At 40.0% G+C, this 25,881-nt stretch carries 25 protein-coding genes and 1 pseudogene; 8 read left to right on the top strand and 18 right to left on the bottom strand.

Translation table 11 applies throughout. The features are described 5' to 3' along the window. Positions 1 to 15 precede the first annotated feature (15 nt). The 8 genes from J2Z37_RS09520 to J2Z37_RS09485 all read right to left on the bottom strand — a co-directional run bounded on the left by J2Z37_RS09520 (position 16) and on the right by J2Z37_RS09485 (position 8,383). Complete coding sequence (locus J2Z37_RS09520) at positions 16 to 921, bottom strand: AbaSI family restriction endonuclease (RefSeq protein ID WP_209810021.1); 906 nt, start codon at positions 919 to 921, stop codon at positions 16 to 18. Between the two features lie 96 nt (positions 922 to 1,017). Beyond that, on the bottom strand, positions 1,018 to 2,079 hold the full coding sequence (gene xerS / locus J2Z37_RS09515; protein WP_209810020.1) for a tyrosine recombinase XerS: 1,062 nt from the start codon (positions 2,077 to 2,079) through the stop codon (positions 1,018 to 1,020). Positions 2,080 to 2,150: 71 nt separating this feature from the next. Next, the gene (locus J2Z37_RS09510) at positions 2,151 to 2,816 is read right to left on the bottom strand and encodes a M78 family metallopeptidase domain-containing protein (protein ID WP_209810019.1); all 666 of its coding nucleotides are present in this window, start codon (positions 2,814 to 2,816) and stop codon (positions 2,151 to 2,153) included. Between the two features lie 471 nt (positions 2,817 to 3,287). Beyond that, entirely contained in the window at positions 3,288 to 4,766 is a 1,479-nt protein-coding gene (locus tag J2Z37_RS09505) for a TniQ family protein (protein WP_209810018.1), read from the bottom strand. Position 4,767: 1 nt separating this feature from the next. After that, complete coding sequence (locus J2Z37_RS09500) at positions 4,768 to 5,748, bottom strand: ATP-binding protein (RefSeq protein ID WP_209810017.1); 981 nt, start codon at positions 5,746 to 5,748, stop codon at positions 4,768 to 4,770. A gap of 6 nt (positions 5,749 to 5,754) precedes the next feature. Then, the gene (locus tag J2Z37_RS09495) at positions 5,755 to 7,140 is read right to left on the bottom strand and encodes a hypothetical protein (RefSeq protein ID WP_209810016.1); all 1,386 of its coding nucleotides are present in this window, start codon (positions 7,138 to 7,140) and stop codon (positions 5,755 to 5,757) included. Between the two features lie 27 nt (positions 7,141 to 7,167). Further along, positions 7,168 to 7,719 (bottom strand): helix-turn-helix domain-containing protein, encoded by a 552-nt coding sequence (locus tag J2Z37_RS09490; protein WP_209810015.1) that lies wholly within the window; start codon positions 7,717 to 7,719, stop codon positions 7,168 to 7,170. After that, complete coding sequence (locus J2Z37_RS09485; RefSeq protein ID WP_209810014.1) at positions 7,691 to 8,383, bottom strand: TnsA endonuclease N-terminal domain-containing protein; 693 nt, start codon at positions 8,381 to 8,383, stop codon at positions 7,691 to 7,693. Before J2Z37_RS09485 ends, J2Z37_RS09490 begins: the two co-directional genes overlap by 29 nt. A gap of 1,422 nt (positions 8,384 to 9,805) precedes the next feature. On the opposite strand from J2Z37_RS09485, the gene J2Z37_RS09480 reads away from it, so the two are divergent. Beyond that, entirely contained in the window at positions 9,806 to 10,084 is a 279-nt protein-coding gene (locus tag J2Z37_RS09480) for a molybdopterin-binding protein (RefSeq protein ID WP_209810013.1), read from the top strand. A 218-nt stretch (positions 10,085 to 10,302) separates the two neighbouring features. Here J2Z37_RS09480 and J2Z37_RS09475 read toward each other — a convergent pair whose 3' ends face one another. Both J2Z37_RS09475 and J2Z37_RS09470 read right to left on the bottom strand, forming a co-directional pair. Next, positions 10,303 to 11,733, bottom strand: coding sequence for a YVTN family beta-propeller repeat protein (locus tag J2Z37_RS09475; RefSeq protein WP_209810012.1), 1,431 nt, complete (start codon positions 11,731 to 11,733; stop codon positions 10,303 to 10,305). A gap of 307 nt (positions 11,734 to 12,040) precedes the next feature. Then, on the bottom strand, positions 12,041 to 12,925 hold the full coding sequence (locus tag J2Z37_RS09470; protein ID WP_209810011.1) for a LysR family transcriptional regulator: 885 nt from the start codon (positions 12,923 to 12,925) through the stop codon (positions 12,041 to 12,043). A 168-nt stretch (positions 12,926 to 13,093) separates the two neighbouring features. Here J2Z37_RS09470 and J2Z37_RS09465 point away from each other — a divergent pair, with 168 nt between their 5' ends. Then, the gene (locus tag J2Z37_RS09465) at positions 13,094 to 14,128 is read left to right on the top strand and encodes a YeiH family protein (protein ID WP_209810010.1); all 1,035 of its coding nucleotides are present in this window, start codon (positions 13,094 to 13,096) and stop codon (positions 14,126 to 14,128) included. Between the two features lie 169 nt (positions 14,129 to 14,297). Here J2Z37_RS09465 and J2Z37_RS09460 read toward each other — a convergent pair whose 3' ends face one another. Further along, positions 14,298 to 15,704: a stalk domain-containing protein gene (locus tag J2Z37_RS09460; RefSeq protein WP_209810009.1), complete on the bottom strand. Its 1,407-nt coding sequence runs from the start codon at positions 15,702 to 15,704 to the stop codon at positions 14,298 to 14,300. A gap of 165 nt (positions 15,705 to 15,869) precedes the next feature. On the opposite strand from J2Z37_RS09460, the gene J2Z37_RS09455 reads away from it, so the two are divergent. Further along, complete coding sequence (locus tag J2Z37_RS09455; RefSeq protein ID WP_209810008.1) at positions 15,870 to 17,132, top strand: molybdopterin-dependent oxidoreductase; 1,263 nt, start codon at positions 15,870 to 15,872, stop codon at positions 17,130 to 17,132. A 20-nt stretch (positions 17,133 to 17,152) separates the two neighbouring features. Here J2Z37_RS09455 and J2Z37_RS09450 read toward each other — a convergent pair whose 3' ends face one another. The 3 genes from J2Z37_RS09450 to J2Z37_RS09440 form a co-directional block, all read right to left on the bottom strand. Next, a complete protein-coding gene (locus J2Z37_RS09450) occupies positions 17,153 to 17,890 on the bottom strand; it encodes an anti-sigma factor (RefSeq protein WP_209810007.1) in 738 nt (245 codons plus the stop codon). Positions 17,891 to 17,892: 2 nt separating this feature from the next. Further along, positions 17,893 to 18,459, bottom strand: coding sequence for a sigma-70 family RNA polymerase sigma factor (locus J2Z37_RS09445; protein WP_209810006.1), 567 nt, complete (start codon positions 18,457 to 18,459; stop codon positions 17,893 to 17,895). 88 nt (positions 18,460 to 18,547) lie between these two features. Beyond that, a complete protein-coding gene (locus tag J2Z37_RS09440) occupies positions 18,548 to 19,054 on the bottom strand; it encodes a transposase (protein ID WP_245203714.1) in 507 nt (168 codons plus the stop codon). Between the two features lie 32 nt (positions 19,055 to 19,086). Between J2Z37_RS09440 and J2Z37_RS09435 the strand changes: the two genes are divergently transcribed. From J2Z37_RS09435 to J2Z37_RS09425, 3 genes are all read left to right on the top strand, one after another. Then, positions 19,087 to 19,488 (top strand): molybdopterin cofactor-binding domain-containing protein, encoded by a 402-nt coding sequence (locus J2Z37_RS09435; RefSeq protein ID WP_342453806.1) that lies wholly within the window; start codon positions 19,087 to 19,089, stop codon positions 19,486 to 19,488. A 107-nt stretch (positions 19,489 to 19,595) separates the two neighbouring features. Next, entirely contained in the window at positions 19,596 to 20,018 is a 423-nt protein-coding gene (locus J2Z37_RS09430; RefSeq protein WP_209810005.1) for a transposase, read from the top strand. Then, positions 20,015 to 20,767 (top strand): transposase, encoded by a 753-nt coding sequence (locus tag J2Z37_RS09425; RefSeq protein ID WP_209810004.1) that lies wholly within the window; start codon positions 20,015 to 20,017, stop codon positions 20,765 to 20,767. Before J2Z37_RS09430 ends, J2Z37_RS09425 begins: the two co-directional genes overlap by 4 nt. Here J2Z37_RS09425 and J2Z37_RS09420 read toward each other — a convergent pair. Next, positions 20,743 to 21,114, bottom strand: a complete 372-nt coding sequence (locus tag J2Z37_RS09420) for a xanthine dehydrogenase family protein molybdopterin-binding subunit (RefSeq protein WP_209810003.1) — start codon at positions 21,112 to 21,114, stop codon at positions 20,743 to 20,745. The genes J2Z37_RS09425 and J2Z37_RS09420 overlap by 25 nt on opposite strands. Positions 21,115 to 21,316: 202 nt before the next feature. Here J2Z37_RS09420 and J2Z37_RS09415 point away from each other — a divergent pair, with 202 nt between their 5' ends. Next, positions 21,317 to 21,565, top strand: a complete 249-nt coding sequence (locus J2Z37_RS09415) for a toprim domain-containing protein (RefSeq protein WP_209810002.1) — start codon at positions 21,317 to 21,319, stop codon at positions 21,563 to 21,565. Further along, positions 21,562 to 23,016, top strand: a pseudogene (locus J2Z37_RS09410) (DNA topoisomerase). The gene J2Z37_RS09415 and the pseudogene J2Z37_RS09410 overlap by 4 nt, the downstream one beginning before the upstream one ends. Positions 23,017 to 23,192: 176 nt before the next feature. On the opposite strand, the gene J2Z37_RS09400 reads toward J2Z37_RS09410, so the two are convergent. The 3 genes from J2Z37_RS09400 to J2Z37_RS09390 form a co-directional block, all read right to left on the bottom strand. After that, a complete protein-coding gene (locus tag J2Z37_RS09400) occupies positions 23,193 to 23,942 on the bottom strand; it encodes an RraA family protein (protein WP_209809999.1) in 750 nt (249 codons plus the stop codon). Between the two features lie 85 nt (positions 23,943 to 24,027). Further along, on the bottom strand, positions 24,028 to 24,798 hold the full coding sequence (locus tag J2Z37_RS09395; RefSeq protein ID WP_209809998.1) for an HpcH/HpaI aldolase family protein: 771 nt from the start codon (positions 24,796 to 24,798) through the stop codon (positions 24,028 to 24,030). Positions 24,799 to 24,826: 28 nt separating this feature from the next. Beyond that, positions 24,827 to 25,873 (bottom strand): tripartite tricarboxylate transporter substrate binding protein, encoded by a 1,047-nt coding sequence (locus tag J2Z37_RS09390; RefSeq protein WP_209809997.1) that lies wholly within the window; start codon positions 25,871 to 25,873, stop codon positions 24,827 to 24,829. Between the last annotated feature and the right edge of the window lie 8 nt (positions 25,874 to 25,881).

Here is a 25,881-nt window from a genome sequence, read left to right as displayed (position 1 = left end):
TTAATGGATCCCTGTTTAAAGCCCCTTCGGTTTCGGCATATAGGTTTGAACCCGGTCAGCAATACGTTTCCAAACTAAACAATTCTCTGTCCAGGATTGCTCCACATCTAATTGGAACTCTCCTTTAAACCGATACATTTTCTTCCCCAAATTATCTTTGACACTCGCAAAGACAATACGCTTATGTATGGGACCAAAAATATGCTGTTCCATATGCTTTTTCACTTCAAGAGGGTTCATGCTCTTCTCACGAATAATTAATTCATCTGTCGAAATGGAGTTATCCCAACCATCATTAGGATATAGTTTTGGAAACCATAGGGTAACATCTTCTCTATAAGGATGTTTTGTTCCAGCCTGTTGAAATCCTTTGTATTGGTGACCAAAACAATTACAGGCATCTGCCGTTGTTCGAAAAGCCACATTGTCATTTACCTGTATATAGCCTTTTTGGATATAAGTATTTGGAGACATCTCCTTTTCGATATCCCAAGGGATAAAAGTAGAACCCATCTGCTGAATTTTTTCATGAATACTCAAAACTATTCGATCGATTTGCTGATGAATATGCTGAATGCCTTTCGTGACATCTATGACGATGATTTCGTGATTAGTTACAGAAACAATATCACTTTCTCGTATTTTGTCCTCTTTTTGTTGTTTTTGATGATGAGCCTCATTAATTTCAATATGTAGACCCAATTGGGGGAAATACATATCGGTTAAGGCATATCCATGTTCTCTCCGGATATATTGTTGAGTGACGAACTTCACATTAAGATTATCAATCTTGTTCCAAATACGGGTAACGACGTAGTTCTCATCATTTTTTTTATTGGTTTTAGCAAGTTGAGACTTAATATATTGATACTTGTCCATGATTCCTCCCTGTGTTTCCCGTTTAATTTCATCCGTATCCAAAAAGTGGAGAATTTTTTAGTGGTACTATCTAAGGTAAATGGAAGTATTAATCATTTAGAAAGAAATATCTCTCAATAGTTAGTAGGAGGATTTATGTTAACGGTCCATCTTTCTCAGATTCTCCAGCATCTCCTCATCCGAAATAATATTGTAGATCTCTGTTGTAGAAGATGACTTGTGTCCAAGCTGCCTTTGAAGTGCAAGCACGTTTTGATTCTTTTGATGATAAACGGAAGCAAAAGAATGTCTTAGTTTATGCACAGACATCCGAGGCATATTAAAAGCTTTTGCGTATCGATCAACCATTTTTTGAATGGTGCTTTTATTCATTGGAGTACCAAAGTTTTCTAAATGTAGAGTCAAAAATAAGTGCTTTTCTTTCCCAGCATTATATCGATCAAGGCGTATTTCAAGATATTGTTCCAATGCTATCTTTGCCATATCGCTAAATCGAACAGGAACCTTTTGCTTACGTCCTTTACGAATTACAAGAACTATATTCTCTTTTAGAATAATATCATCGAGAGTTAGGGAGGCAACTTCAGATACTCGAAGACCAGATCCTAAAATAAGGCTAATAATAGCAAGATCCCGTTCCTTGTTCTTTTCATAAGCATTGCGCTGCTTGGTAGTAAGTTTAAGATTACCGTAGTCACTGGCAATGAAATCACGAAATTGATCGTGTTTTTCTTCATCCAACATTACTTTTCCTAAGAGGTCAGCTGCTCTTTCTTCTGGTCCTTTTTTGGTAGACTTAATCCTAACCATAGTAAATACATTGCGGGAGAGTAGAGTAGAACCATTATCTGATTCTTGGTGGTAAAGGTACTTAAATAGGGATTTTAAAGCACTTAATTTCCGGTTCACTGTGACTTCGGAGTTACTTTTAGCTATGATTAAATATTTCCGGTAATTTGAAATGTCCTCAGTCTTCAAATTTTCTAGTACGGATAGAGAGAGTTTTTTAAAACCTGGCCCATCATGAAATCCTTCCATTAGAAGCCATTGGAAAAACGCTTCAAAATCATTTACGTACCCTAAAAGAGAAGCAGGGGACCGATCTAATTCAAATTCATCTATATATTTGAGTACGTACCATGGGTGATAAGGGAGTTTTTCTTGTAATTTCTGTTTCTCATAAGATTGCAATTCAACCATTGTTTATACTCCTTAATTTGATTCTATTAAAAACTTTTTTAGAAGAATAGTTTACATAATATTTTTTTATACTACTTATTATGAACAATCCTAAATAGAGTAGGGGGATAACCTAATTCGGCCAATAAGTTATGAATTGCAATTTTCTGTTTGTCATAAGATGTTGTACTAACTCTGTAGGTTAGATGGGTCTTTGCTGCTTCGTAAGCACTCTTAATGCTCTTATCGCACCTTTGTAGGACAACTTGAACCTCGGGAGTAGAGTTAGGATATGTACGTTCATAATCAAATAAAGCAATCCCCATGCCATGCAACTGAAATGAGTCTAATCCTTCTATATCTTGTACATGCTGAATGATAGCTTTCCTTTGATTTAAGTGATAATCACTGGAGATTCCAAACCGATCTCGGAGAAGTTCAATTACCCATATATGGGAAATTGTATTATTGATCTCTAAAGCAAGATACTGTTCAGGTGTCCTAAATTCATAACTGAATGGATATCGAACTTCAATCAAACCCGAGTATTTCAGCCACATATGTCCCAGTTCATGAGCGATACATTGTTCCTTGACATCATCAAGCAAAGAATTTAAAACAATAATGTTATCATCGCTGTCAATAGCTGCAGGTTGAGTAGGATTAAGGCCGTAATCATTTTCATCACCAACAAATATGATGGACGCTGGTTCGCCACGTAATTGTTCAACCTCATAATGCAAATCATCTAGACTCATACCATACACCTCCATACCAACGCTTTTTCTATATCTTACCAAACATTTGTTTTCATTACAATCATTCCATAAAATCAGTATTTAGTGGAATGATATCACTCAAAAGTATTCCGATTGGCAACTAGAATTTATCCGTTCTTGTCCAATGACAAAATACTGTTATCATTAGTGACAAAAAACAATCATCATTAACTTACTTGACAAGAAAGTGTTATCATAAGTGAGATTATATGATAACACTTTTTTGCCAAATTAACTTTCTTTAGCTGCTTTCATGTTAAATGTTGGATCTAAACATCATGATACGAATGGTCATGCTTTGACTTCACCGATACGACTGATTTTGTTTGGTCTTTAATTCTAGATCTCACCCGTATCACCCTCCAAAATAGCCATACAAAACTATCTATATCATTCAAATCAAATTGAAAAATCCCTCCTGAATTGGAAAATTATCTCCGTTTTCAATCATCACTTGTGCTTCCTCCACCGAGATGAATAAGGACATATCAATTTCACTTTGTTTTTCAGGCTCTCATTCCACCAATGAAATTCAAGCGGTTTGTTTTTATTTTCAGGAATGATCAGGATGTAAAGCGGCAAGTCCTTCAAACCAAATGGTACCACTTTGTATTCTATTCTGTTTTCGGCAGCATCTTGAGAAATGGATAGCCAGTTGTTAAAATGATTCCATATTAAATGTCCTAAAACTCGGTTTAAAATCCAACTTAGTGCTGTGCGGCTTTCTTCAGTAAATTCATCCAATTCAAATTGCCAAGTTTTAAATAAATTTAATAAATATAAATGATCCTGTTTAGATCCAAATTCAATATTATTGGCATCATCCCTATAAGGGTAGGCTCTTCTAACCAACCATATGCTTTCATACCCCAAAATAAATTTCATCCAATGTGCATAAGCGAGTGCATACGGACATATCGGTTCATTGGTCCTGCTTGATTTCAATAGTCTGTTTATGCAAGACTTGTGATCCTTAAGGAGGGTTCCTCTTAAATGGGCTGCAATACTTTGAACCGTTTGTACAGAGGAATGATAAATGGCGTTATAAAATTTATTGACTTTTAAGGGATAGTATAGTTTTCTTTCTTCTTTTTCCTTATCACCAATCAATCGACGAATATAGGGTGATGACTTGACTACACGATGGTTTTCTATATTTGGGGTCGAGTATCTCGGCTGTAACACGGACAGAATGTAGTCCAAAGTGTCATATTCCTCTATTTTAATGTTTAAAGGAAAATAAAAACTTTTTAATCTTGAAATTTGATTTTCATCTAAGTTTAACCACGTAAGAATATTTTTTGATTTGATATCACCTATAGGAATTTGTTTCCATTTAAGGAAATAAGGTCTTTCTTTCTTCATCTCTAAAAATAAATGGCCACACAAACACCGAAAAGGTTCATTTGTAAATTCGTCCGTTAGTGCAAATGGGTGTGGTTTGTCGCAGTTTGGACACCCTTTATGTAGAGGGATTTGATGGTAAGGGCATTTATGTAGCAATTTAAATTGATGAAATAAACTGTGAAAACCAGATTTTATACATTCCGGGCAAAAGAAGAGTTCATTCCTGATAAAAGAATCACGTTTAAAAGGATGATTGGGCATTATACCAAATAGCTGGTCGATATTCTGTGAATTAATTTCAAGTAAGGGACAGCTAAATGCGGATTCCACTAAGTCGTTGTCTAATCCGGATAAACGGACACAATCTCGGTGGGGTCTGCCGATCGTCGATGATTTCAGATTTCTAACATATTCGGTACCAAATAAGTGATAAATGTCTTTTACTGTAGCTCGGTTGGCAAATTTAAATTTCTCGAATATTCCCCATAGGGACTCATAGGGTGAAATCCAAGCATGATTCCAAGTAATATTTCTCTCCTTCTCATTCGAAGGGTAGCTAACGCGTGGCCAATTTCCAGTCATATTAAACCACATCCTGATATGCCTCTGCTTTGATATAGCCGGAATTAATCAACGCCTGTTTCCAATGAGCCCGGTTTAGCCACTCGACATCCTCCCCATTTACTCCAAATCGTCTCATAGCATACTCAACCGTTAACGTAAAATATTGCATAGGGATTTCTGTCGACTTAGTTAGGCCAGCCTCAGCTTTAAGATTAGTTATGACGCTGAAAAGATCCTCCGCACAGCTTTCAATCCTTTGACCCTGTTTGAATGCCTCTGGGAAAAAATAGCGCGTAAAGGACCATCCACTTCCTTCTGGATATTCTGATATATTGTCGTAACCGGATAGGCAAGTTGCCATATCCGAAATGTTTTTAATCCCTATAAATTTGTATTCGTGAACCATGAAACGACCGATGATCTGTGCATTCTTCGACTGGATAAAAGAACTCCGCTGGTGTATAAGTTGTTCCTGCCCGACTAGAATAACCGTCATGCTCACGCCGTCATTGTCGAGCTCATTGTAAATGTCCATTAACCAGTCATAATGAATTTCATGTAATCGTTGGGCATCATCAATGAATAGAATAATTCTTTTTTGAGCAGCCCGCTCTGCTCTTTCCAAGAAAAAATTAAACAGCCGATCCCTCTTTAAATTCGCCTTTCCACTATAAGGAAGGGCGTGCCCCACATCATTCAATAAGTCTTCAAAAAAACTGTTTTCGCTCGGTTGCTTATATTTTCGGCAAGACATCTTATATATGGGTAAGTTTTCACCAAATTCAGAAGGAAGATCTAACATTAGATAATTGATTGCTCTTGATTTTCCAATCCGCGGTCTGCCATAGATCATTCCTCCTGGTGTACGGTTGTCAATCCATTGTGTAACCGTATCATGCATTCGAACGATTTCATTAGTTGGGAGCAAATATCTCCCTGTTTCGATCGGATGACTTCCTTTCGGGACGAATGGCCTTTCATCCGTATTCAATGATTTCACCCCCGATTAATATGTAAGTGTTTTGAACCGTTTTCGATTAACCATATTATTACGATCTTTTTCTGTCTCGAAATGTTTAAAATTTGAAATGGTTTCTTGTTGTGCTGTCATATCTCCTTCCTTTGATGGCAAAGTTTCCTTTTTAACAACTGATTTGCGGTTCATCGCTGCTAATCGATTACGGGCGGTTCGATTTGTCTTGGCTTGCTCCTGCAAATATCGGTGATAACATTCTATTGGATCATCCTGGGCTGTAAAATAAAGCAGTTTTAGTTTTCTTAATTTATTAATTTGCTTTCTTACTTGAAGTGAATGCGGAGTCACCCCCCACTGTCCATTTGCAGTCAATGTGCCAAATTCACTGCCGTCAGGTAGGAAAGCACGAATAATCCGAAGGTCATCAATATTTATGAGCAAGTCTAATTGTGTTCCAATTAGCCCTGGACTACGTGCTAGAACTTCATTGCGATATTCCACTCCTTCGTAATAAATATAGGGCCTTCTTCCCTTTTTAATATTTCCTTGGATCACTCTTCGAGCCGACAGGGAAAGGAAGACAACTTCCTGCCTGTTTTCTTCGGGCATTACTCGTGGAAACATACCGCGAGTAATGCGCTGTTCCAAGCACTGAAGGGGAGTCAAATTATTGATCCCTTCATGAGGAGTGCCATTATAATTTGAAATAAGTACATCCGTTATTTGCTCCAAATGCTCTGCACTAATCCTAAACTTCACGGCCGTTTCCTCCGGATTTTTCCGCCGTGGATCTTTGGGGTGGCTCCCGGTTGTATTTGTCATTCGATGATAACCATTCTCCTCAAGAGTTCCAAAAAAACGTTCAATATAACTTCTCCTTGTTGGTAAAGCCACAGGGCCGGCATTAACCGAACACCCCACAATTCGGTTCAAACGATCTTTAACCTGTTTTGCCAAGTTGGCCTTACCATTATCAAATAGGCACTCATCCCACAATGCCCATTCTAAATCTGAAAAACGCTCGGATGGAAAACCTCCATGAGGGTCATATTGTAAACTCGGAATGGTTAAATCCTTCGGTTCTTTCGGCATGATTGCATTCTTTATGCAATGTAATACGTCGCTGGCGGAGTATTCTTTGTTATAGCTAATGTAGTATCCAAGAACTACCCTAGTTGCTACATCAATTAGGGCTAATAACCATAGACGATCCATGATCACCACAATTTCGTCACCCTCAAGGGTTTTAAAAATAATTGCAATTGAGCAATCAATTCGATGTCCATCAAACTGTACTCGTTTCAAAGGTCTAATAATCGTCGGTTCGTTTTGCTCCCCTTTCCCCGTATGCCTTGCTTTTTGAGCAGCTTCCTCGCCATATCGTTTTGATGCTTCACCAAAGTGCTTCTGTTCCAATTCTTTTACATACCGGTATAGAGATCTTCATCCAAGATCATCCGTAATAAAGGGATATTGATGAGGTTTTATTCCTTCGGCAGTACATAATTCCAAGAATTTTTTATGAAGCTCTTTCACCTTTATGATTGGGCTTCTAACCTCTTTTTTGTTCCTGCCTAAAAAGATGTTATCGATGGCCTCTTGGATTGATGGATAATTCTTGAGAAGAAATGAAAAAGAACCAACAAAACTTGGGGAATCGTCGTGCTGTGAAAGTTCTGGAAGGGATTTTCGGTCGTATGCTTTTAAACGTTTTCTTGGGATGAGTGCACGGAACCCCCAAATCCCCCCTTGATTATCTGAAGATAAACATCGTTTCACAAGTTTACGTATAACATTTCGATCCAGGCCAGTAACTTCACTAATAGTATCGATGGACTGGTTATTTTTCATATAAAGCACAACTGCTTTTTTTCTTGTTAAATATACCTCCTTATCCTTCGAATTTAACTTATCCTCATGTACTATTGGCCATGTTGCAATATCCAAATAAATTGGGTCGATATTTTCATTTTCTATCCATCTCTGTTTGGTCATTAAACCACACCTCCGTGGTAGAATTGAACGGATCCTTATCAATATTTGAGCGAATTACACCAGTATAAATCATCCTGCAAATGGTTTCTCGAATCCTTTGCTTCGGGATTTCAGGAAATTGTTGTTCAACATGAAAGATCGTATTTGAGCGATTTTTTATGGCAGCCAGGATCCTATGCCAGTCAGTTTCTATGGGTGTTGCCCTTTGGCGTACATATGGTAATATCAGTTTCAAATTATCTAAATACACAAGATTTCCACGAATTTCTTTGTCCGTTCTTATTTCATATTTGAATCCATTTTGTTCGCACCACTTCCGTTGAGCACTTGTTTGTCTCAATGATCTTGGAGAGAAATTACTGTTTTTAGGGTCGAGTTCAGCAGCATATTTAATTTCGACGAAAATCTCTGCACCGTCTTTTCTTTGAATCCACATATCTAAAATCGATTCAACCATTTCCCCTTCCAGAAGGACATTAATTTTTATGGGTTGCTCGCAAAAGCACAAAATATCTGGATCACCCTCGATAAGCACCCAATGGTCGTACTCCAAATCACTAAACATGCGTATCGTTCGATTCATTTTCACACTCATGGCTTCCCAGTAGTTGTTACCATATCGGCTGCTTCCTTTTATTGAAAGAGGCGTATAGATACAAATCACCCCGCTTATGACAAATATCGATAAATCACCTTATAAAGCTTCTCTTTTCCTCTTGTCGAATCCTTTAGTGAAAAAACTCTAGTTTTGCCGAATTGTTCTTGTTGAGTTTTCAATTCAACAATGTAGAAATACCCAAAATTCTGCAAAAACTGCATAGCCTACTATTACTGGTGAAGATGAATTAATATTTTAGAAAATCGCCAATTTTTACCAATGCTGTTGGGATATAAGTGTTTCCAGGTCTCTAATGTATAAACGAAAATTTTCTGTCGGTCAAAATCCTGCATAAATTGTGCATACAAAATGGTTGCGCAACCATTTCCTTGTTAAACTATAGAATCCCGTCCCTCGGTATTATGGGTGTTTCTCACGTATGCTCGATCATTCGCAGGATTTCATCACTTTAAAATCAGATGAGAGATGGAAAGTAAGTCGGATCAATACGGTGGTGTTGAATATGGGCATATTTAAGCATATTTAAATAGAAGAAACGATGCCAATTCTCCTTTGGAAATCTTTTACTGCACGCATCCTCCACAAATATAACCTTGGAGGTTCACCCTCCCACGGCTCAACGGGTCATTGCCTTTACATTCCTTCGTTACACCTGTCCAAGGTGTGGAGACCGATTAAGGTTTAGCGAACGGGTCTGTGCCCTTCTGGGATTCGAACTCGGTCCTCCGTACTTTTTATGTAAAATCCTGCGAACGAGCCAATCTACGTAAGGTAAAATATCTTGAGATTAGAGGATGTAGCTCCGTAGAGCGAACCTGACCGAAGGGAAGGCGAGCTAGGAGAACATCTTTATTCTAAGCGGACTGATCATAGACAGGAGCAGCTCATTCAAACCTAAGTTTGCATTTTCCTATAATGATGGATTTGAAGAAAATGATATTTCAACTTTCGAGCAAGCAAAAAGTCATATTAAATTTGTTAAAATGGAAGCCGAATGGATTAGCGGAAATGAAACGAAAAAAGACATGATTATTGCTAAGTGATTACTGATACATTTTGTTAATCTATAGGAGATCGTTAGTGAAATAAATAACCCCCAATCTTCTTGAATTAGACCAAGAGATTTGAGTTTTTAGTGGTGTATTTGCTTAGCGTTGTAATTAACGTTTCCTGACGCTACCCCTTCTAGGATGGGCTGTATCTGGGGTTGTTCTCTGGCAAGAACACCACCTCCCAAAGGGGTGGAGTCAAACCGCGCTGATTTGGCATGATCTGTTCACATGGGTGGGAATACCCTATGTTCTATTCCATTCTATTAGCCGCAGCCGATTGACATATAGGAAGAAAAAGTCCGATAAGGGATTAACGACTCAGAACCAGGGAATAGAGAAGAGACTAGCCGTATTACCAGCATTCTTCCTTCCCTAAAACAACCGCTCCTTTCTAGACGATTAGTGATGCAGGATATTGGGATTACTATTTGTATTCTCACTGGGACCCGTTTTTTATCGATGGCTGAAAGGAGCGTTGGATGATGGCGGCTCAGCTGCCGAGGAAATCAGTAAGGATGATGAGAACCGCATGATACCAAATCCTATGCCTCAAACGGCTTCGAATCCTCCCATAGGCGGTGGGGCCCAAGGAAATTTCAGGGTGTATTCAGTGACGCCGATCCCATCGTTTACCTCCGAGGATTGGCAGTTTGAGATCGGTGGTCTCGTAGATGAATCGCGTCAATGGTCTTAGGAGCATTTTTTAAGCATTATCACTCTTGTTTCGCATGATATAGGAACTCCTCGTTTTTCCCTATACTTTTATTAACGCAATAAACGATTAATCGGTTTGATTCTATCCTACCTGAAATAGTTTTTCTATCCCAAATGATAGTCTGAAAAGAATGGACTTGAATTTTGTTGAAGAATAATGAAGACCCTCATCTGATGAGGGCCTTCTTCTCAGGATCATTACTTTTCAATTACAGCATTATGCTGGACCGTATCTTTATTGATCCACTTTACTGCTGTACCAGGTGTAATTTCAAGGGTCTCTGGCGTATAACTGTAGTCTTTTATTTCAACGGTTTGTTCCTCCATCTTTTTACCCTCTTTAACAATGACTGTCATTGTCATATAGGGGTGAGGATCGCAATGAATAGCATATTCCCCAGATTCATCAAATGTATACGCAAAGGTTTCATCCGTTTTTAAAAAAGGGGGATTCACGATAACTGTTTTTGAAGCTCCCTGTTGTGAATCATTTGAAGTTCCATTTGATTCGGAACCCTTTTCTGCTGAATGATGCTTTTCCGTCATCGATGCTTCAGTAAAGTATGCTGTACCACGGCTTCCTACTGTCGCCGTAAAAAATGGAAAGGCATCTGTTTCAATCGTTTGGCTTACTTCATTTGTTGTTGTATCAAGGACAACAAGTTTATTTTCCTCTGTAACGGGTATATAGACTTCTTTATTGTCAGGTGTAATGGCAATACCATGAGGACCTTTCCCCACTTTGATGGATTTCACTACTTCTTTTGATGCTATATCTACGACCGTAACGATATGATCCCCAATGTTTGCAACGTAGGCAAATTTACCATCATTTGTTAAATCTATGACATGATGCCCTTTTCCAACGGGGATGGTTTCAACCATTTTCTCTTTTTCCAAGTCAATAATTCCAATGGCATTCGATTTGGTTAGCGTCACCCACAGTGTTTTTCCATCTGGTGTAATCGTTAAATTATGTGGGAGATCTTTTACGCCTTCAATGGTGTTGATCACAGATTGACTTTCTGTATCAATAACGGATATCGAATTTGATGCTGTATTTGTAACATAAAATTTGCTGCTGTCTGGACTTGAGATTCCGTTATGGGGGAACTTACCAATTTTAACCACATGGCTTTCTTGCATTTTTGCTACATCAATGACCGTTACAGTGCCTTCACCTTCATTGATAACATAGGCCCATTTCCCGTCTGTTGTAAAGTTTACACCTTTTGGTGTTTTGCCAACTGGAACGGTTTTTAACACTTTATTTGATTTTGTGTCAATAATGGAAACATCCTCTGATTTGCTGTTAACCACGTACGCATATTTTCCATCAGGGGTTACTTGAACATATGTAGGTTTTTCTCCTACCTCTACAGTACTGATAACGCTGTAAGTTGTAGGATCAATGACTTGGACTGTATTGGCTTCTCGGTTGTTTACATAAAGCATCGGTTTTTTTACATTTTCTGCATTTGTATTCTCTTTCGTTGAGCCTGTAGTCTTTTCCTTGTTTTCACTTACAGGTTGAGCGTTCTGTTCACTACTGCATGCACTTACAACTAACAGTAGTAATGAAACAATAAGCAGCTTGAAATAAGATGATTTCAAAGAGTGTTGTATCATGAAAAGGTACCTCCTTTTTATTCTTTATCTAAGTAAACGAATAAAAGAAGATATCGGTTTGCTAAATAAATTAAATGAGGCAAAAGTCATGGTAAAGCCCTGATTGGTGAATAGGGAAACTATTTAATGAAGTTTTGAACATACAAAAAAACCAGTGAACTGAGTGTATCTGTGTTCTTTTTTATTGCCAGTAACGCTTATTCCGGTTTTATGTTCCATTGCTACATAGACCCCCATACTGCGAATCTCTTCTCCACCTAATCCACACATGTGATTCAGTGCGCTTGTCCCAATTAAAAACTCGCAATTAGGGACTACTATCCATTACTCTCTGTAAAAAGATTTCTGTTGCCTTCGTAATATACGGATCTTTCCTTAGAATGATTGAAAACTCCCTAGTGAAGGGAACACCCCCAACTTTTAGGCGTACTAATGAGTTATCTTTCAACTCTTTTTGGACCACCCATTTGGATAGACATCCAATTCCCAAACCAGCAGCGACCGCTTCCTTAACACCTTGACTGCTACTAAATACATAGGATTTTTTTACCCTTAATTGGTACTGATCGATGACGTGATTATTATAAGCTCTTGTTCCGGATCCATTTTCTCTTAATATCCATATTTGGTCATGTAAATCATCCATCCGAATCTTTTTTTTAAAAGCTAATGGATGATTAGGTGGTGCTATAAATATCATTTCGTCCTGTAAATAAGATTCCATAACGAATTCATTACTATCTATTTCTCCTTCTACAAAACCGGCGTCCAATTGTCTTAAGCGTACGAAATTGGCAACCTCTTCGGTGTTGTCTATCATCACCTCAATATCAACTTGAGGATATTGAAAAGAGAATTCTGCTAAAATGTTAGGTAAGATGTATTCTCCAATCGTATAGCTAGCCCCTATCTTTAGACTCCCTGAAACAGTGTTTTGTAGCAAATGTATCTCTTGTTTCGCATTTTCGTATAAATCCAAAATTTTTAAAGCGCGATCATACAGAATATGACCTGCTTGTGTCGGTTCGACTTGTTTTGAAGATCGATTTATTAATTTCATCCCGAATTCATTTTCAAGATTCTGGATATGCAGGCTTACTGCAGGTTGTGAAAGATGCAGAATTTCTGCAGCTTTTGTAAAACCTTTCTTCTGTATAACCGTGACAAATATTTTTAACAAATCGACAATCATAAAAACCCTCCACTACCCTTTTTAAATTTAAAGACCGCCTTCAGAAAAAGAGATCTATTAGTTTTTTTTATGCATTCTATTATGAATCGGTATTTCTCCTTTTTATTACCTCTACCGTATAGTAAAGCTAACTTATGATACAAATTCTAGCGAAAGGTGGAATGAAGCATGCAACTTCAGAAGACATACCCTAAGGCTATACATTCGCAAAATAATCATGGACAATGCGACAGATGGTGGAGAGGATTATCTGGTATTCTTTTTACTTTTGTAATGGCTTTGTTAGGTATTGGCTTAGCAAAAATCCCTCTAATTATTCATCTGGGCTCGATGATTACTGCAATCCTTCTGGCCATTATTTATCGACAGGTGTTTGGGTACCCTGAAGCGATTCGAGAAGGGGTTCAATATTCCGGAAAAAAACTATTAAGATATGCAATTATTCTTTTTGGATTTAGATTAAATGTTGACGTTATTCTTCAACAGGGACTAGGCCTTATTATTCAGGATGTGTTGAGTATCACCCTTGCAATTACCGCCACTATGTTAATAGCCAAATGGCTAAAAGCAAGTCAGTCATTGTCCTTATTACTCGCCGTTGGAACTGGTATCTGTGGTGCTGCAGCGATTGCAGCCGTTTCTCCGATCATAAAGGCTAAAGAAGAAGATACGGCAATAGGTGTAGGAATTATTGCTTTAATAGGGACAGTGTTTACCGTTATTTATACCTTATTGTATCCTATTATGCCTTTAACGGATATCCAATACGGAGTTTGGTCAGGTGCCAGTCTTCATGAGATCGCGCACGTGGCTGCTGCTTCCGCACCAGCTGGAGAAGATGCACTAGCCTTCGCACTCTTAGCAAAGTTAGGCAGGGTTTTGCTTCTTATTCCACTCTGTTTTCTTTTGGCTTACTGGATGGGGAAGGATAAAAATAAGGCGGCAAAAGTGGACTTCCCTTGGTTTCTTGTAGGGTTTGTTTTGGCTAGTTTAATTGGAACCTACGCAGCCATTCCAAAAGTATTACTGGACTACATCGCTACATTTAGTTCCTTTTTATTAACAGCGGCAATGGTTGGGCTAGGGCTCAACGTGAGCTCTCAAGCATTAAGAACTAGGGGTTTAAAACCATTGATCTCTATGTTTGTTTCTTCCATTATTCTTTCGATTATCTCTTTTATTTATACTATTGTCTTTTTATAATCCTAATCTATTAAAAAAGATTTCCTTAAATAAACCCTTAAGTAGGCAGTGTATTGTTGGTTTGGTTTAATTTTCCTATCTCCTAAATTCAAACGCCGGTCCATCCTTGTTTTAAGTCAGAATATAAGAGACGTTGAATGTCCCTCATATTCTAACCTACTATTCATATTTATTTCACTATTATCGTTCCAACCATGAAGTTATGCGGTTTGCAATAGATATTATATTCTCCTTCATTTTTGAAGATCATGGAATATGTTTTACCTTTGCCAATGTTGCCGCTGTCAAAAGATCCATCTTTGGCTGTCACCGTATGATCGACATCATCCAAGTTTTTAAAAGTGACTGTGGACCCGACTTCTACCGTCAATGAACCTGGCTTGAATGCGAACGATTCAATGTTAACCGTGTAGGTTTTCTCTGAATTGGTTTGCTTTGCAGTTGTTTTGCCAGTTGATTTCTGAGGTGGTTTGGCTGCTGTTTTAAAATGAACCACCTTCTTGACTACAGGAATAATAGGCTTATGATTGGCCCCCACCAGTTGAACAGTCAAGGTATGATCTCCAGGCTCTACATTTTCGAATGTTACAGGGTCCCCAGTGATTTGCTTATAGGCGAGCTTAGGGTTAGTCACATCCGTATCGAGCCAAAGGTGTAAATGGCCTTCTTCAGCGGTTACGTTACCCTTCTTGCGGAAATCAGAGAGTTTGAACCCGGTCAGTTCGGAGCTTACGGTTACCTTGTCTCCGTAAATGACTTCTCCCTCCTTAGGTCCATTGACTATTAAGGATGGAGTTGCTGCGGTAGTAAATGTGATAACTTGTTTGGCTTCAGGAGAAATTGCCTGATGATTGTTTCCAACCAATTGGACCGTCAAGGTATGTTGGCCGGGTTCAATATTATCAAACACGGCGGGTTCCCCATCGATCATTTTGTAGGCTAGCTTAGGGTTAGATGGATCCGTATCTAGCCAGAGATGGATGTGTCCTTGCCCATCTTTTGGCAACATTTGCTGTCGGAAGTCTGTTAATTCATGATTAAAAGCGGCAACTGACACCTTGACTTGATTGGTATATAGGATCTCGTTTTGGTTAGGAAACAGTACATTAAAAGAAGGAGAATCATTGGTTTTTAGAGCTACTGTGCGCGTTTCTTGGTTATGCTCAACTTCAACACCCATGTTTTCAGAAATAAAACGAATAGGCAAGTAGGGTACTTGGTTGATCAGTGCTGCAGGCGTTTCTAAATGAACAGTGGCTCCGTTAATCGTAACAGCTTTACTGCCGATGGGTAGTATATAAGTATTATGTTCTTTTGTTATCTTTATTGTCTTGCTTACATTATCATAGGTGATCGTTGCCCCCAGTACTTTTGAAAGTGATTCAGAAGGGACCAATAAATGGTTTTGAATAAGAACAGGTTTTTTGACAAAATCGATCAATTTCCCATCAAGAACTACTTCCAAATTAGCGGTGGGAGCACCAACAGATGTAGCGATTTGTGCATTGGAAACCCCTACTCCAATCATTCCATATAATAACAGGCCGGTTACAAAGGTAGACATCGTTTTCTTCATTTACTATTCCTCCTCAAATTGGTTTTGGGAATTCTTGCTTTTACTAAGGCAACGATGGAAAGATACAGTCGGTTTGATAAAAAGAAAAATATTTTTAGATCGAACCGAAAGCGGATTTGCTTCGTTCCTTTTTAAAAGGATGAATATTCCTAAAGGGGGAATCGGATGGAATGGCGTAAATGGCTAACAAAAGGGTTTGGAAAGAAACTGAAGCTGCTCCATGCGTGGAATGCTTGGACAATACTGCTCCTAGCAGTGACAGGGATCGTTTTGTATATCCCGTCCTTGCGCGGAACGATTGCGTTCGCGCGGGTAGTGTTAAAGGAGGTTCATATTGTCCTTGGTATAGGATCTATTCTTTTATTACTCCTGTACTTACCCATGATGGGGAAACATCTTAACCAATTGGCAGGAAAAAAGGCGCAGCATATGAACTTGTGGCTGGTTTTGTTTTTCATTGTCGGATGGACCATTTCCGGGTTGGTTCTTTGGCTTGAGCGACAGCTTCCAAAGGGTTGGAGTCAAACGGCACTATTTTGGCATGATCTGCTGACATGGGTCGGAATTCCCTATGTCTTATTTCATACGATTACCCGAAGTCGGTGGATTTCCAAGGAAAAAATGAGGTTTGAAAAAGAAAAGGACCCATTAGAGGATAATTCAAACAATCCTAGTATCCTATCTTCCTTAAAAAAGCCACTTGTTTCTAGGCGAACGGTGATGCAATGGGTAACCGGATTGATTTTGGTTTTCGCACTAGGTCCGACTTTTCATCGATGGTTAAAAAGAGCTTTGGATGGTGGCGGCTCAACAATCCAAGAAGTGATGAAAACCGATGGGAATCATATGTTCCCTCACCCCATCCCCCAAGCCAATTCGAATCCGCCTATTGGTGGAGGGGCACAAGGGAATTTTCGGGTATACACAGTAACCCCACCTCCATCGTTTACGTCGAATGATTGGAAGTTTGAAATCGGCGGATTAGTAGCCAAGCCACAGCACTGGTCATGGGAGCAATTCTCAAGCTTGCCGAGAAAAGTGCAAGTCAGTGATTTTCATTGTGTTACAGGCTGGTCGGTCTACAAAGTTACCTGGGAAGGGATTCCGCTGTCAGAACTTCTTGAAATGGCGAAAGAGGGTCCGAGTGCGAAATATGTAAAGTTTTACTCAGGTGACAAAGTGTACACAGATTCCCTCAGCCTGGAGCAATCCCGAATGGAGGATGTCATGGTTGCAGTCCTGATGGATGGAAAGCCTATCCCCCAGAAACTTGGCGGGCCTGTGAGATTAATCATTCCGAAGATGTATGCCTATAAGTCAGTGAAATGGCTGCAGGCGATAGAATTAATCGAAGAGGAGCATATCGGGTATTGGGAGGTCCGTGGCTATGATACGAATGCCTGGGTAAACGAAAAGAGGCTGTCTTAATCATTAAGACAGCCCTTTGATTACGTGCCTAACACCTTTTTTCCCCTTGGTTGAGTTCCCTCAGAATCTGGCTCCAAAGTTATACCAATAGCATCAAAGGGCAACTGTTCTTCCTTCATATCGTAGGTTAATATACCGGTTCCATTCTGATCTACGAGGAATACACCAGCACTTCTCCTCTTCCCCTCCTGAATCAGCCATACTTGATAAGCCTCACTTCCTTTAGTAGCTTCTAACCCCTGCAGATGAAAAACGAGTTTTTTTGCATTTCCTTTCTCAAAAAGCCAAACGTTCCCGTTAGCTGATCCCGGGTTTGCTGATTTTAAGGAATATACCTGAAGAATCTGGGCGGGATGCTCGGATTTCGATTCTAAGGCCACTAACTGTTGGCGGACGATCAGGTTGTTCCATACAGATGCAACCAGAGCAACAATCAAAATGGCTGTTACCCAGCCATGAGGTGAGAGTCCCGAGAATGAGAACCGCTTCAGCCATGTCCATTTCCTAACAGACTTAGGCACCTCTTCAGGAGGGAAAATTGCCAGCATAACTTCTTCTTTGAGATCAACGGGTACCTCTGTTTCCTCCAAATCATACGGAATCATATTCCAAGCCTCCCGTAATTCATTCACTTCCCGATGGCAAATGGAACACCTTAAAAGGTGTTTTTCAATGAAGTGTTTTTCTTCCTCTGTTGTGTCTCCAATAACATATGCAACCAATTCATTAGATAGTGAACAATTTCCGTAAGTTCCCATTTTCACTCCTCCATCTCTAATACCAAGTGGTTTCGTAGAATCTTAAGTGTTTGATGAAGACGGCTCTTGATAGTACCGATGGGTTCCTCTCTCATTTGGGCAATTTCACTCAGTGAATATCCTTCCCAATATAAGGATTGAATGAGTTCTACTTGGCTCCTTGACAAATACCGATAAGCCTTCTCAATCTGTTCACGGAGCAACTTCCGTGATACTACGTTCGCAGGATTATTTTCTGGATGGTCCGCAATCTGGTCCCAACGCTCAGGTTCAATGGGAACGAAGGAATGATTCCGTTTTTCTGCCCGGAGATGATCGATCGCCATATTGCGGGTGATGGTCAGGAGCCAATTCACAAACTGGCCCCTCTCCGGATCATAGCCTTTCTCGGTCGTCCATAAGCGGGTAAAGACAGCTTGAACGATGACCCTTGCCTTCTGTTCATCTTTAGTTGATTTTATAGCGAAAGAATAGACCAATTTAATATAGCGATCATATAATTCTTCTAATGCTGGGCGATTCTTTTCCATGACCAGTTGCATTAATTCTGTATCACTCTTGTTTCGCATGATAAAGGCACTCCTCGTATTTTCCTTACTTTATATTAACGCAAAATACTATCCATCGGTTTGATTCTATTCTAACTAAATAAGTTTTTTATTTTGTATTCTTTGGATTTTTCTCTGAAGTTAGCTGGCGGATACCTGCTACCTTCAGGATGTTGTGGGCTAATGCCACAATTCCAAATTCGACATGCACCTTGTCGAGTCCGCGAAGAGAAAATCTGCGGAACGACCGATTGCCCTTGATGTGTCCGAACACACTTTCTACCTCCACTTTGCGCAGAGCGTAGATCGTGGCTTTTTCTTCACATTCAAGGGCTGTTTTTGCCTTCGCTTTCATTTCTTCAAAGACGGTATTCCAGTGAACTTGACGATTTCCTTTTGCCTTCGTGCATTTTGCCCTCAATGGGCAATCTGTACAATCTTCACATTCGTATATTTTAAAGCTTTGCTCATAACCGGACGGATTCTTTTTGTTTTGGTATTTTTTAAACGTCACTTTTCTTCCATTCGGGCAAATAAAATAATCATCCTGCTCATGGTAGGTCCATTTTTTTGCGTTTTTGATGTCCTTTTTGTATTTTCGGGTCTGTTCTTGCAGATAGGATCCATAAGGAATGAGAAAATCAAATCGTGGTTCTTTCCTTAGAAGAAGCGATCAAACAAAAAGATCAAACCGGAGTATTTGCCCATCATGAATTTGGTGAAAGTCTGGACGTGATCCGATCTATCGAAACGAATGCCCATCAAGTGATTGAAGAAGAGTACGAGACCGGGTATCAAGAACATGTCTATTTGGAGCCCCAAGGCATGCTTGGGATTTATAAGGAAGATGAAATCCTTGTAGTAGGTTCGATGCAATGTCTTTATTATGTGAAGGATGCCTTGATTACCGCTTTGGCATGTGCTGATGACGGGGTCAGGGTGATCCAAAGTGCTACAGGCAGAGGATTTGGCGGGAAGGAAGATTTCCCTTCCATGATGGCTTGTCATGTGGCGGATACGGTCCAGCATAATGCTGTAATTGAAAAGTAATGATCATGAGAAGAAGTAGGGGCTGTCCAAAAAGTCAGGGTAACTGACTTTTTTTTCTAGTAAAATGAAAGTTACCACACCACCATTTTAAGAAAGGACGATTTTTTATGTGCAATCCGAAGATTACTACTGAAAATTATAACATGCAAATGGCTCTTCTTCCAGATGTAGATGAAAAGAAGCCCCTAAAAAGACAATTAGCCCCTACTTTCAAGCCGTATGATAACCGCCAAATCCAAGTTATTTTTGACATTGAAGCACTCATTCCAGAACATCACGTCGCACGTGTAGTTGACGAAATGGTGGAGGCAGTACCGGATGAACAATTGTTTTTTCATTATAAAGGTGGAGGACGAAGTTCCTTTCACCCTAAAATGATGCTTAAAATTATTCTGTTTGGTTATTCCCAAAAGGTCTATTCCTGCCGGGGCATCGAAAAACTAATAAGAGAAAACATCCCAGCCATGTGGTTGGCAGCCATGGAACAACCAGATTTTCGTACCAAAACGAGTTCCGTGGGGAACGAATGAAAGTATTGATGGATAAGTTGTTTGAAGCCATGATACTGAAATTGATGGAAGAAAAATACATAACGATGGAAAACTACTTTTTGGATGGCACCAAGATTGAAGCCAATGCCAATAAGTATTCTTTCGTATGGAAAAAGTCAACGGAGAAATTTGAGGCCAAATTAAAAGAAAAAATTCAAGAAACCCTACAGCACATCCATGAATTAACCCAATTGGAAGGAACGGGAGAAATGGAACTCGAGCAGAATGCAGAAATTGCTGAACAGGATCTAGAAACAGTCGCTAGGGAAATCGAAGAAAAGGTAGAAACGCTAACAGAGGAAATTGAAAAAGAAACGGATACAACCCTTCGTAAGGAGAAGCGCCGGGAACGTAGTCAATGGAAGAAACCTTTAAAGCTGATTCGAGAAAATTATATACCCCGACTAGCAAAATACAAGGAACAGAACGAAATCTTTGGAGACCGTAACAGCTATTCGAAAACGGACAAAGATGCAACCTTTATGCGTATGAAGGAAGATCATATGAAAAATGGTCAACTTAAGCCAGGGTATAACGTGCAAATGGGGACAGAGAACCAGTTTATCTTGTTTTATACGATCCATCAACGTCCAACAGATACACGTTGTTTTATACCGCACATGGAAAAACTAGCTTCCACTTCCCTACCCATGCCTGAAACAATCATTTCGGATGCGGGATATGGTAGTGAAGAAAACTATGTCTATGCGGTGGGTGATGATGTATAGATCGCTGGATGTTCTTCGATATCCACTTTCACTTCATCTATTAATTGATAAAGAATGGCTAACTCTGGCCCTACCAACATAAACATCGGTTCACCAATATACTGAACCCACTCATCGGCAAAAATGGGCTGATCCTTATGTAATAACTTTACAAAATTATTCCCAGGGATATGTTCTGCTCCAATCTTTTCATACCCTGCAGGTAATGCCGGCAACTGGATAGACCTTACTTTTCCGTACGCGACAGGCGAACGATACAAGACACCATAAAGCATCGAATTGACCTTCACATCGCTAATATACGCAAGTTGACCCGACACTTTCTCGTCGTGATCTTTTTTCTTCACACAGAGGTACTAATATCCTCAGCAGACACGTGAGCAACACCCCCTTATTTTAATAAAATATATGCTCCTAAATTTTATGTATAACTGAAAGGAGGTGTTTCTAGTATTTAGGGTCTACCGCAAAAAATTAGGACTAACCCTTGACATTAAAAGTGTGATTAAATAATGGAAACAAGGATTCTAGGTTAAGGAGGCTAGCATATTGGCCATTTTGATTATTGGAGAAAAACCCTCCGCCTCAAAAGCCATTGCACAAGCAATTTTAAAACAGACCACTTTCACCCCCACAAAGGAACATCCCAGGGTCGAGGGCAAAGGAATCGACGGAAAGGATTATGTTATTACCTGGTGTTTCGGACATCTGGTTGCTTTAGCCCACCCCGAACATTATGATCCCAAGTACAAGTCATGGAAGCTTGAACATCTCTCCCTATCTTGCCATCCAGAATGAAATTACTTCCCATCCCAGGAAAGCAGGCACAGCTTTCCTATATTAAAAAACTGGCTAAATCTAGCGAATGGATTATTAACGGATGTGATAGCGGAAGAGAAGGAGAAGCCATTTTTCAATTCGTTCTCGAATTTCTTCAGATTCAAAAGCCCGTGAAAAGACTTTGGACATCTAGTTTAACGGTGGAAGCGATTCGTAAGGCCTTCGCTGAAATGAAAGACGGGAGGGATTATTCCTCTCTGTATCAAGCAGCACGCTCTCGAGCTGAAGCAGATTGGATCATTGGCCTGAACGGAACCCGCGTTTTCACTTGCAAGCACCATGACAAGTTTACGGTCGGGAGGGTGCAAACGCCAACACTAGCCATCCTCGCTGATCGCCAACAAGAGATTGATCATTTTGTGGAAGAGGATTTCTATGAAGTAGAGGTTCTTTTCAGCCAGGTTGGACAAGACTTTAAAGGGATTTGGCAAGGCCCACAGATGAAGGATCGTTCCAAGGCAGAGACCATTGTTCAAATGGTATCCGGACAAATAGGTACAATAACTTCCTATGAAAAAAAGGAGGAAAAGAACAATCCGCCTAAACTCTATGATTTGAATTTACTGCAAAAAGAAGCCAATGCTAAATTCGGATTTACTGCGGATAAAACCCTAAAAACAGCCCAAAAATTGTATGAAAGAAAAAACATCAGTTATCCAAGAACCAATAGCAATTATGTGGATCAGACAAACATCCCTTTTATGTACCAGGCCTTCGATCTGCTCAAAAAGACGACCTATGCCCCGCTTACAGCAAAAGGAGATAAAAAATATGTTCATATCAACAATAAACACATCTGTCGTCCAGACAAAATTGAAGATCACCATGCCATCCTGCCAACGGAAAATATCCCCCGAACCTTCGGAACGAAAGACGATGAAAAATTATATGACCTTATCGTCAAACGATTTCTCGCTCACTTTTTTCCTCCAGCGGTGTATAGGGTTCATATTATTCTCGTAGATGTAAAAGGAGAACCCTTTAAGACGACGGTTAAAGCGTTGCTCCAATCGGGCTGGAAGGTGGTTAATGCCGAGGAATCTGATGAAGATCCCCTCGTCGAGAATTTTTCACTTGGTCCAAGCCAGTTTGTCGGGTTACTAAAATTCTAGAAAAAAACGACACCTCCCAAACTGTTTACTGAGGGGACATTGGTGGCAGCCATGCAACTGGCAGGACGGGAAGTCGAGGATGAAGAAGCCCGCGAAGCGATGAAAGAACATGGCATTGGCACGCCTGCGACAAGGGCTGGAATGATTGAAAAACTAAAAGCTACTGAGTACATAACCACGAAAGGGAAATATCTATATGTAACTCCGAAAGGGATGGCTTTAATTGCTCTCATCCGCAAATCAGGCATTGGATATTTAGCAAGTCCTACCCTTACGGACAATGGGAAAAACGGCTGAACGACATTACCAAAGGGGCTACTGTCGAGGGATTCATGAAAAATATCCATAAGTTTGTGATGGCGCTGATTGACTAGACAAAAAACATGGAGGTTCTCCAAAAGCAGGCCATCACGAGGAGGCTTGCGTCTTCGAATGGAAAAAAGGGTGACCTTGATTAGGTCGCCCCCTCCTAACTACCATTCTCCATCCTTTTGGAATTTACTACGCATAGCGGACCTGAATTTTTCACCGCCGCGTTCTATTTCTGCAAGGATCTCTTCTGTTGACTTGCCCGCTGTATTCCAAGCGGATGGGATGACTGTATTCATTTCGTTTTGATCCATAAACTCTGCTGCCTCGAGCAGTCTGCCCTCATCTTCCTGTGGAATGGTGAGAAAGCCATGCTGGTCTGCATGAATCAGCTCCCCGGGTTTAATCTTACAGCCAAACACCTCGACTTCACAATTCCAATCGATTGGCGTGACGTGAGCATGACCAACACATAGTCTTTTTGCAAGTGCCTTCAAACCCGCCTGAGCCATTTCATCTACATCCCGGACGGCCCCATCAACAATAGTGCCCACACATCCTAACGACCGGTGAATGGTCGCATTGACTTCTCCCCAGAAGGAACCCACATGAACTTTGTCCAGGTCTTTCACTACGACAATCTTTGGACCTGGGACACTTGCTATATATTTGCGATATTCTCTCAATCTTTCCACTTTATGCTTTTTATGTTCGATATTGCTAGGTTCAATCACGAGCGTGACCGCATAACCGACCATGGGACCTAACTGGGGCATAAAGTCTTTGACTTCATCAAGATTAAAGTTCCCTTTGGTCACATCTTGTTTCGTAATTTGCTCCCAACCATTGTAGATGGTCGGGCTATTGTATCGTCTTAGCTTTAGCAAAGTGTCTTTTGATAATCTTTCTGTCATGACATTTCACCCTCCTATGTAGTCCTAAAAAAGTACCCCAAGAACATAAGAAGTCCTGGGGTCGCCTTTTTATAGCTTCATCAGATTAGATTTTATGTTTTTCCCATTCCCCAACATAATTATCAAAGGTAGATAAGAAGATGGAGCTCCCTACCCCTACAACATAGCTGTTCCCTTGTTCGATCGCCCGGTTAATGTCTTTTTGAATAGGTGCGATGGTTCCTACAGGGAAATTCATCTTTTTGGCCTGATCGTAAATTTCTTGTATTGTTTTCTGAACATCCGGATGTTTTGAACCTTCCTTTTTATATCCCATATTGACAGATAAATCAGTCGGGCCGATGAATGCGACATCAATTCCAGGGACTTGAATAATTTCCTCGAAATTCCTTGCGGCCTCCGGTGTTTCAATATGAACGATGATCATCGTGTTTTCATCTTCATGATCTAAGAATTGTTCACCTGATATTCTTCCATATTTCGCGGGTCGAATGGAAAATGCCGCACCACGTGTACCGAAAGGCGGATACTTCGCCAATTTAACAATTCTCTCCGCGTCTTCCTTCGTATTGACCATCGGAACTTGAATTCCACGTGCACCGCGGTCCAAGGCTTTCTGAATACTGGAAGGATCATAAGCAATTCGAATAATGGGAACAATGTCCACACATTCAGCTGCACGGATTAGATTTTCCAGCTCACTATCTGAAAATCCGCCATGCTCGTTATCAATAACAATAAAATCAAATCCCGCATACCCCATCAGTTCCACCAAAGCAGGTGAATAAATATTAAGGAAGCACCCTAGAACCTTCTCTCCCTGCTTGATCTTCTCTTTTACCCTATTTTTAACCATCTGTAGAATTCTCCTTTTGTCTTCAATTTTAAGGATTTACTTTTTCTACTGGTTTTTCCATATCTGTTTTAAACTTTTCATATTCTTTCTGTACATTCTCTAAGTAGGTAACAGCATCGGCGGGAGGCATATACTTTGGTGTCACATATAGTTTTTTAAGATCATCTTGATATTCCTTGCTATTGCTTACCTTTTCCATGGCCTGGCTAAACTTCCCTATGATCTCCTTTGGTGTATCCTTTGGGAAGGAAAGGAAGAAGAACTTATCGTAAACTAAATTTACTCCCTGCTCTTTAAAGGTTGGAATATCAGGCAACTCAGGATTTCTCTCCTCACTCATGAAGCCTAATACTCTGAATTCACCTGAATCTACATGTGGTTTAACTAAAGAATAGGTTCCATAGATCAAATCGACACGGTCTGCAAGTAAAGCTGTTTTTTGGTCATTTCCTCCCCCGACATCGATAATATTAAATTCCGTCCCCGTTTCTTTTTGGAATGCCAAAAATGTTAATTGGCTAAAGTTGGCAATCGCTGAGGCTACATTCAGTTCATTCGGTCTTTTCTTAGCTTCGTCGATAAAATCTTGTAAGGTGTGATACTTGGATTTACTGCTCACCGTATAGGTGTTGGTTAGGTCCATCATTGCAATACCGGCACTTTCGAAATCTTTAAAGCTAAGCGGGCTTACCCCTAGGACATTATTCAAAAGCATGGTGTTATGATGGAACAAAACGGTATAGCCATCTGCTTTAGAGTCCTTTACCTTTTGTGTAGCTACAGATCCCCCTGCACCTGTTACATTGGAAACTACAACAGGCTGTCCTAACTCCTTCTCAAGATGTTTGGCCAACACCCGTGCATTCAAGTCAGTATCCCCGCCAGGAGCAAAAGGAATGACTAATTGAATAGGCTTTTTCGGATAATCGACTGGCTTGTCTACTGGTGTTTCCTTTTGCTGATTCTCACCATTCCCGCTAGGGGTTGCAGTTGGCTGTGGTTGTTGGGAACAACCGGTAGCGATTAAGGACACTGCTAATAAAGAACTAAACAACATGGACGTAAATTTTTTCATAGATTGAC

It is taken from the genome of Ammoniphilus resinae, from assembly GCF_017873965.1.
Classification (GTDB): Bacteria; Bacillota; Bacilli; order Aneurinibacillales; family RAOX-1; genus Ammoniphilus_A; species Ammoniphilus_A resinae.
This window is presented reverse-complemented; position numbering and strand designations above follow the sequence as displayed.